This window comes from Paraburkholderia bengalensis, from assembly GCF_037126505.1.
GTDB classification, from domain to species: domain Bacteria; phylum Pseudomonadota; class Gammaproteobacteria; order Burkholderiales; family Burkholderiaceae; genus Paraburkholderia; species Paraburkholderia bengalensis.
This window is the reverse complement of sequence record NZ_JACFYJ010000056.1, coordinates 47,939-54,289: the sequence shown is the minus strand read 5'-3', so window position 1 is coordinate 54,289 and position 6,351 is coordinate 47,939. Positions and strand designations below refer to the sequence as shown.

General features: G+C 66.2%; 3 protein-coding genes. 1 reads left to right on the top strand and 2 read right to left on the bottom strand.

The window, feature by feature from the left end; genetic code table 11:
- Both H3V53_RS27375 and H3V53_RS27370 read right to left on the bottom strand, forming a co-directional pair.
- Positions 1-383, bottom strand: a 383-nt coding sequence (locus tag H3V53_RS27375; RefSeq protein ID WP_336600600.1) for a LysM peptidoglycan-binding domain-containing protein, incomplete at its 3' end; no start/stop codon positions are given.
- Positions 384-653: 270 nt separating this feature from the next.
- Positions 654-4,481, bottom strand: a complete 3,828-nt coding sequence (locus tag H3V53_RS27370; RefSeq protein WP_336600599.1) for a DUF748 domain-containing protein — start codon at positions 4,479-4,481, stop codon at positions 654-656.
- Between the two features lie 412 nt (positions 4,482-4,893).
- Here H3V53_RS27370 and H3V53_RS27365 point away from each other — a divergent pair, with 412 nt between their 5' ends.
- Complete coding sequence (locus tag H3V53_RS27365; protein WP_336600598.1) at positions 4,894-6,306, top strand: DUF1254 domain-containing protein; 1,413 nt, start codon at positions 4,894-4,896, stop codon at positions 6,304-6,306.
- Positions 6,307-6,351 lie beyond the last annotated feature (45 nt).

Here is a 6,351-nt window from a genome sequence, read left to right as displayed (position 1 = left end):
GCGGCACGGCCCGTCGCGGCCGACGCAGCCGTGGCGCCCGTATTCGCGCCGCGCGACGCTTCGCCGGGCGGCGGCGCGACACGCAGCACCTGGCCGACATTCACCGGGTAATCGTCGGGGAGGCGATTCCAGCGTGCCACCTGCGACGGCTCGCGCCCGAATGCGACCGCGATGCTACCCATCGTGTCGCCGGGATTCGCGCGATAGTAGCCCGCCGCCACGGGCGTGGGACCTTCGAGCACGGGCGCAGGCGCGGCGGGCGAATCGCCGAACAGCGCATCCCACGGCGACATGGCGCAGCCGGCGACGGTCGAAAGCGAGACGACGGCAGCGGCACTCGCCGACCATTGCGCCAATGCGCGGCAGGACTTCAAAAGATTCATCGGAACTCGAGCGGGAAGGATTGCGTCGGATGCGCCCGACAGCCTGAGGCAAAACGGACGCGTCCATGTTGGACTCCTTAACGACCCTCGCCGCGATGCGTTGACGGCGCGCGCCGTCACGCGGCCATCCTTGACGATTATTGACCCGCGCGCTCGCGACGGCGGCAAAGATGTCGAATTGCGTATTGAGGAAAACGGAAAGCATCAAACGAAAAACGGCGTCGCCGGACATGCCCGGCGACGCCGCTTCTCAACACAAAGCGCCGCGCGTTATTTCAGGTTGAAATCGACACGCGTCGTGGCGCCCTTGTCATCGATGCCCGACGCGTCCAGCTTCGGCGCGACGATGAACACGCGGCTGCTGTCGATCTTGCCGTCGAAATACTGCTGCACTGCCTGGGCGCGCCGCTGCGCCAGCTCGCGCAGGCTAGCGTCGGTGATGGGCGCGTGTTCGGCGAGCGCGTTCTTCATGTCGTCGTCGGGCAGGGTCTTGGTCAGGCCCACGATATTGCGCGGCTTCTTGAAGTCGGAATCCTTGTAGGCCCTGGTCAGATACTTGTCGTATTCCTTGTCGTCGACCTTCACCGACATCGGATCGACGCTCTCGCCGTTGCCCACCACGTCCTTGACCTTCTGCTGGCGCACGAGCCGGTCGACATAGGCCGTGCGCAGCGCGGGCTGGTCGACGGCAGGATCGACGCGGCCGATGATGTCGAGGCGGATCGACGGCTTGTCGGACAGCGCCTTCACGATGGTGTCGAGCTTCTGCTTTGCAGCGTCCGTCAGCACGGCCGAGCCCGCATCGAACTCGACATAACCGAGTTCCTCGCCATTGCCGCCGAACGCGTGCGCGAGCAGCGAGAACGGCGCCGTCACGGCCTTTTGCAGCAGGTTCAGCACCGCGTGCCAGATCAGCCCGCCGATGCTGAACTCCGGATTGTTCAGCGAGCCCGACACGGGAATGTTCACGTCGATTTCACCGCGCGAATTTTTCAGCAGCGAGATCGCAAGCTTGACGGGCAGTTTGGTCGCCGTGTCGTTGTCGACGTGATCGCCGAACGTGAGCTGGTCGATGAAGATGTGGTTGTTCGCCGTCAGCTGATCGTTCGCGAGCTGATAGTGCAGATCGACGTTCAGCTTGCCCTTCGTGATCGGATAGCCCGCGTATTTCGCCGAGTACGGCGTCAGATTGGTCAGCTCGATGCCGTGCGCCGTCGCCGTCAGGTCGAGCGCGGGCTTCGCGATCAGCGGATTGACCGAGCCGCGGATCGTGATCGGCCCGTTGGCCGCGAGTTTCGCCGACACGTCGACGGGCGCCGACTGCTTCGAGTCCGTGCCGAATGCGCCCACCGTTCCCTGGATCGCGATCAGGTTCGCCGTGTAGTTCGGCTTGATGAAGTTGTCGGTGTAGGTGACGCGGCCGTTTTGCAGCACGAACTGACCGAAGTGCAGCCGCACCGGGCTTTGCGGCGGCGTGGCCCCGGTGACGGCAGTAGCGGCCGTAGCGGCCACGCTCGCGCCGGAAGCGGCCGACGCAGGCGCGGCCGCTTGCGCTTCCGATTCGGCGGGCGTGCCGAGCGGGATGGGTTCCCTGCCCTTGCCGCTCTTGCCGCTCTTGCCGCTCTTGCCGCTCTTGTCGCGCGTCAGCGACTGCGGCGCGCCCGACTCGTGCGCGACCACGTCCTTCAGATTCAGCTTGCCCTGCGCGTCGAGCAGCACGCGGCCATAGAAGTTCGAGAATGTCACCTTCGATGCATCGACGTCGGTGCCGCGCTCGTCGTAGTTCGCCTTGATGCCCGTCAGCGACAGCGAGCGCCAGCCCGCAAACGGATCGGAGGTCGCCTTGTCGATCATCCGCACGTCGACGAGCGCGGCGTCGCCGCGATAGGTCGCGCTCACGCCTTTCGACTTATCGCCCTGCGCCATCGACACATCGCCGTTCGCGTTCAGCAGCGCGCTCGCGATGGTCGCGTTCAGCTTGCTGCCGAAGTACGGCTCGAACGCGGCGGCATCGAGCCGGTTGGCGTCGATTTTCACCGCGAGCTTGAGCGGCGCCGCCGTCACGTCGCCCTTCACGCCGAGCGTGCCCTTGCCGTTGACGGTCGCCTGCAACTCGACGGGCAGCGCGCGGCTGAGGTCGTCGCTGATCTTCTGCACTTTCAGCTGCAGCGGCGTCACGACGAGCTTGACGGGCCGCGCCGTGGTGTTGTCCGTGAAGCTCGCCGACGCGTTCTTCAGGTTCAGCTCGCCGATGCTGTAATGCCACGCCGGGCCTTCGCGCGTCGCCTTCTTCGCCGCGTGAATCGCCGTGCGCTCGCGCGTTTCTTCGTGCGGGCCGGCCAGCGCCGCGAGATCGATCGTGCCGTCCTTCAGGCGCTGCGCATCGACGGACAAGCCCGTCAGATCCACGCCGTCGATTTCCGCATTGCGCGCACCCAGATCCACGCGCTTGATACTGGCCTTGCCGTCGGCGATGGCGATGGCCGGCTCTTTCGCGCCCGCCGCCGCCACTTTCAGCGACTGCAGATCGAGCTGACTTGCGCCGATTTGCAGATCGATGGGCTCTTTCGCCCAGTTCGCCGCGATGCCCGTCTGCATGCTGAGCGTGCCGTCGATCACCTTGGCCGCCGTCAGCGTGTCGAGATACGGCTGCAAGACGGGCAGTTGCGCCGATTTCAGATCGATCTTCGCGTCGGCCGTCTTCGCGGCGAGCGACACGTTGCCCGTCACGCCGAGCGCCGCCTTCGGCTGGTTCGTGACGTTGGTGTTGAGCGTGAAGCGAGCGGGCGTGTTGCCGAGCGTCGAAAAATCCGCGAGCGCCACGGAGAGATTGTTCAAGCCCGCCGTCACGGGCCGCGACGCCGCTTCGTCCTGAACTTCGACGGTGCCCCCGGACAGCTCGAATTGCTTGATCTGCAGGTCCAGCGGCGGCGCGGCGGCCGCCGGCTTCGCTTCCGCTTTCGTATCACCGCTCGCGCCCGAAGCGGCGGGCGCGCTCGCGGCCTTCGGCTCGCCGCCCGCAGGCGCAGGCGCGGACGCGAACGTATGCTGCACGCTCAGCACGCCGTTCCTGTCGCGCGCGAGATGGACGTTCGGCGCTTCGAGGCGGATGTCGTCGAAACGATAGATGCTCTTGAGCGGCTCGAGCGTTGCTGCCGCCACGTGCAGCGAGCGCGCGGCGAAGAACGGCGACTTGTGCTCGTCGAGCACGTCGATGTCGGCGAGATCCGTCGTGCCCGTGATGCGCAACTCGGGCGCGTTCTCGGTCATCGCGAAGCTCACCTTCAGGTCGCTCGACAGCTTGCCCGCCTGCACCGTGACGGGCAGTTTCGTGGGCGAGTACGACAGCAGCTTCGGCACGTCGAGGCCGTCGAAGCGCAGCGACACTTCCGATTCGCGCGACACGGCAAACGGCTTCGTGCGTCCGTCGATGGCGAGCGGGCTGCCGTCGATGCGCGCGCGCAGCAGCGGCTCGACGAAGATGTCCGTCTTCGACGGCAGCGTGGCGATGAACGGAATGCCGAGGCTCCATTCGTCGATCACATGTTTGACGTTCAGCAGCCGGTCGTCGAACGTGATCTTGCCGTTCTCCAGCCGGATGTTCGAGATCGCGAATTGCGCGGGCTTGCTGTCGGGCTTGGACGGCTGCTTCGAAAACTTCTCGATCAGATCGCTGAAATTGAAATGCTGCGCGTCATAGCGAACGATTGTGAAACGCGGCGAGTCCACCTTCACTTCGTCGACGACGGGCGCGAGGCGGAAAATCGAGCTCCATGACGGGCGCACGATCAGCCGTTCGATATCGACGAAGTCGCCCTTGCCGTCGCGCTCGCCGATATGCACGCGGTCTGCTTCGAAGTTGAGCGTGTACGGATTGAGCGCAATGCGGCCGATGCTGGCGGGCCGGTCGAGCTGCTGGCTCAGCTGCTGCTCGGCGATGTGCCGGATCAGCGGCGGCGCGGCGAAAAAGCCGAGCAGGCCGAACACGGCCAGCACGACGAACACGATGAGAACGATGCGTTTTGCACGCCGTCCTTGCGCAACTTCGCGGACGGTCTGAATGGAGGATACGAGTGATGCTTTGGTCGGGCTTGCCATGCTCGGTTGCAAATAGTGCGGCGCAAAGCTCGCCGCGATGACGAAGATCCAGCTTGCCCGGAGTATACGTCTGGATGTCCGGGCAAACCATCAATTGTCATCGGATGCCGGCTGTTGCGCGCAGATAAACGTGAGAAAGTGTAAGTGCGCCGATGGCAGTTCGGGACTGCGCTGGCCTGGCTGCGCCAGCGCCTTTACCCGCTTCGCGAATGCGCGGCACGACGCCGCTCTCGGCGCAGCGAAGGCATGCTGCAAATGCGAAAAACAATCCTTGCCGACACGACGCGGATAAGATACAACGCGTTGTCAGAAACGACTGTCAGGACTAGTCGGCATATCCGATGCGGGCGGGGGCTCGGCGGACTGCGCCCGTCCTGGCCCAGAGTGACAATCCAGGACCGCGGTTCATCGAATGATAAAAAATCGCCGAGAACAGTTTCCGCTTCAACTCGCCTGCGCGGCGCTTGCAGGCATCGCATTTCTCACAGGCTGCTCGTCGACGCCCATCGTGGCGCCCAAGCCGACTGGCTGGATCAAGGACGAAGTTGCCGATTCCTATGTGTTCGCCTATCCCCTCGTGCTGATGGGCGCGGCGCGCGACGCGGCCGTCGGCGCGGGCCCCGGCCAGGCGCCCGTCAACACGTTGCGTCACGCGTCGGCGCTGCCGCCTGTCGGCGCGCACAATCCGCCGACGCCCGGCATCGATACGCTCGACTCGACGGCATGGCTCGACGTCGGCGACGAACCGGTGATCGTCTCGCTGCCGGCATCGGCGGGCCGCTATATGGATGCGCGCGCGCTCGACATGTGGACCAACGTCGTGTGGTCGACGGGCACGCAGACGACAGCCCGCGCGCCGGGCATCAAGGCGCAGACCGTCGCATTCGCTAAACCGGAATGGAAGGGCGAGCTGCCCAAGGGCGTGAAGCGGATCGACGCGCCCACGCGCAACCTGTGGCTCGACGTGCGCATCCAGTCGAACGGCGGACGCGATCTCACGGCCGTGCGCAAGCTACAGCGCGGCGTCCGCGTGATGCCGCTGTCCGTCTACACGGGCGATGCGTCGGCTGCATCGGTCGCGCCGCGCAGCATGCCCGGCGACAGCGCGCCCGGCACGCCCGCCGAGCAGGTCGCCGCGCTGGACGCGAAGGCCTTCTTCGAGCGCGTCGCGCAGTTGCTGCCCGACAACCCGCCGTCGCCCGCCGATCCGCACGCGCTCAAGTTTCTCGCCGATCTCGGCGTGAAGCCCGACGAACCCGTCGAGCTGCCGAAATCGGCGGGCGACGCGGTCGCAGGCGGCATCGCCGACGGCCGCGCGCGCATCGCGACGCCGCCGACCAACATGTTGTCGGCGAACGGCTGGAACTGGTTCGGCGACGGCGTCGGCAACTATGGCCCCGACTACGCGCTGCGCGCGTACGCGGCGTACGCGCAGCCGGGCATCGGCACGAAGGACGACGAAGTGCGCGCCAGCGTCGCGCTCGACAGCGACGGTCACGCGTTGAACGGCGCGAACCGCTACGTGATGCATTTCGAATCCAACCAGGTGCCGCCCGTGCGCGGCTTCTGGTCGGTCACGGCCTACACGAAGGATGGCGCGCTCGGCGACAGCACGCCGTCGCGCGCGGCTGTCGGGGACAAGTCGGGCGCGCGGCGCAATCGCGACGGCTCGATCGACGTGACGGTGTCGGCGGCCAAACCGCGCAAGGCGGCGAACTGGCTGCCCGCGCCGCGCGGCGATTTCCAGCTCGTGCTGCGCCTCTACGCGCCCAAACCCGACGCCACCGACGGCACTTGGCAACCGCCCGCCGTCGTCCGTCAATAACGACGACGCGCGTGCAGGCCCACGATATGTCCGCCGCATGACAGC